At 47.3% G+C, this 2,500-nt stretch carries 1 tRNA gene and 2 rRNA genes (1 of these 3 cut by a window edge); all 3 read left to right on the plus strand.

The annotated features are described in order from the left end of the window. A 16S ribosomal RNA gene (locus EGI26_RS07030) occupies positions 1–624 on the plus strand; the annotation flags it as partial. Positions 625–733: 109 nt separating this feature from the next. Beyond that, positions 734–807 (plus strand) — tRNA-Ala (locus EGI26_RS07035). A gap of 102 nt (positions 808–909) precedes the next feature. Beyond that, positions 910–2,500 (plus strand): 23S ribosomal RNA (locus EGI26_RS07040) (it continues 1,226 nt past the right edge of the window).

Genomic DNA, 2,500 nt, shown 5'->3' on the forward strand with positions numbered 1-2,500 from the left:
AACTCAAAGGAATTGACGGGGGTCCGCACAAGCGGTGGAGCATGTGGTTTAATTCGATGATACGCGAGGAACCTTACCTAGGCTAGAATGTGAGCGAATGATTCAGAGATGGATCAGTCAGCAATGACGCGAAACAAGGTGCTGCATGGCCGTCGTCAGTTCGTGCCGTGAGGTGTTGGGTTAAGTCCCGCAACGAACGCAACCCCTATAATCTGTTGCCAGCATGTCATGATGGGGACTCAGGTTAGACTGCCTACGCAAGTAGAGAGGAAGGAGGGGACGACGTCAGGTCATCATGGCCCTTACGCCTAGGGCGACACACGTGCTACAATGGTAGGTACAGAGTGCAGCGAGCTAGCAATAGTAAGCGAATCACAAAAAGCCTATCACAGTTCGGATTGGGGTCTGCAACTCGACCCTATGAAGCTGGAATCGCTAGTAATCGCATATCAGCCATGATGCGGTGAATACGTTCCCGGACCTTGTACACACCGCCCGTCAAGCCATGGGAGTTGGGTAGACCTGAAGCGGAAGGTAAAAGACTTCGTTAGGGTAGAACCAGTGACTGGGGCTAAGTCGTAACAAGGTAGCCGTACCGGAAGGTGTGGCTGGAACACCTCCTTTTTAGAGATAATCGAATTAACATTCGATGAAATAAACAATAAAGGAAGGTCTTTGATACAAAACAAAAAAATGTTAGTCTTTATCTCCAAAATAAGTTAAGTTTTTAATTGGGGGATTAGCTCAGCTGGCTAGAGCACTTGCTTTGCAAGCAAGGGGTCATCGGTTCGACTCCGATATTCTCCACAAGGTATAAAGATATAGTTTTATACCTCTATGTGATAATTCAGCAGTGAATCATTACGAAAGAGTACATTGACATGATGGGAAAGACTGAGAAGAGATAAAAAAGAGCAAAAGAAGGGCGTATGGGGGATGCCTAGGGTCTCAGAGGCGACGAAGGACGTGATAAGCTGCGATAAGCTACGGGGAGGAGCACACATCCGATATATCCGTAGATTTCCGAATGGGGCAACCCAGTTAGTTGAAGACTAACTATTCATGCTAAGCATGAAAGCGAACGTGGGGAACTGAAACATCTAAGTACCCATAGGAGAATAAAACAACAGTGATTCCGAGAGTAGTGGCGAGCGAAATCGGAGCAGCCCAAACCGGCCTTGTTACGGCAAGCCCGGGGTTATAGGACTGCATTTAGAAATATATTTTAACTTGAATGACTTGGGAAAGTCAACCGTAGAGTGTGATAGTCACGTAAGGGTAAGGAATATAGGACGAGCAGAATCCTGAGTAGGTGGGGGCCGGTGAAACCCCCTCTGAATTCGGCAGCACCATCTGCCAAGGCTAAATACTACTGAGACACCGATAGCGAACAAGTACTGTGAAGGAAAGGTGAAAAGCACGGAGAGTATCCGGGTGAAATAGAACCTGAAACCGTACGCCTACAAGCGGTCGGAGCCATGCGATATGGTGACGGCGTGCCTTTTGCATAATGATCCTACGAGTTACGGTCACCAGCAAGGTTAAGATTTTAAGAATCGGAGCCGAAGCGAAAGCGAGTCTGAATAGGGCGTTAAGTTGGTGGCTGTAGACGCGAAACCTAGTGATCTACCCATGGTCAGGTTGAAGGTTGGGTAAGACCAACTGGAGGACCGTACCGGTATACGTTGAAAAGTGTTCGGATGAACTGTGGGTAGGGGTGAAAGGCTAATCAAACTGGGAAATAGCTCGTACTCCCCGAAATGTATTTAGGTACAGCGTCGGCGTTGAGTCTTATCGAGGTAGAGCTACTGATTGGATGCGGGGGAGTCACATCCTACCAAATTCAGACAAACTCCGAATGCGATAAGATATAGCCGGCAGTGAGGGCTCGGGTGCTAAGGTCCGGGTCCGAGAGGGAAAGAACCCAGAACTACAGCTAAGGTCTCCAAATCTATACTAAGTTGAACAAAGGAAGTCTGACTGCCGAGACAGCCAGGATGTTTGCTTGGAAGCAGCAATCATTTAAAGAGTGCGTAACAGCTCACTGGTCGAGCGGGGCGGGCATCGATAATAAGCGGGCATAAAGTATAGTACCGAAGCTTAGTCATTAATTTATTAATGGGTAGGGGAGCATTCTGTATGCAGTGAAGGTGTCTTTTGAGAGATGCTGGAGCGTACAGAAAAGCAAATGTAGGAATAAGTAGCGATAATGAATGTGAGAACCATTCACACCGAAAGACTAAGGATTCCTCCGCTACGTCAATCAACGGAGGGTAAGTCGGATCCTAAGGATAATGCGAAAGCAGAAGCCGATGGGAATCAGGTTAAAATTCCTGAACCACTATTAGTTTCGAAGCGGGGACGGACTTTAAAGCTTCATACGAACTGACGGAATAGTTCGTTGAGAGGAGACTTCGGTTGAATCGAATGATGGGATAAGGTTCCAAGAAAAGCCGATAAGTTATGATTAATAGTGACCGTACCGCAAACCGACACAGGT

This window comes from Lacihabitans sp. CCS-44 (genome assembly GCF_024343735.1).
GTDB lineage: Bacteria > Bacteroidota > Bacteroidia > Cytophagales > Spirosomataceae > Leadbetterella.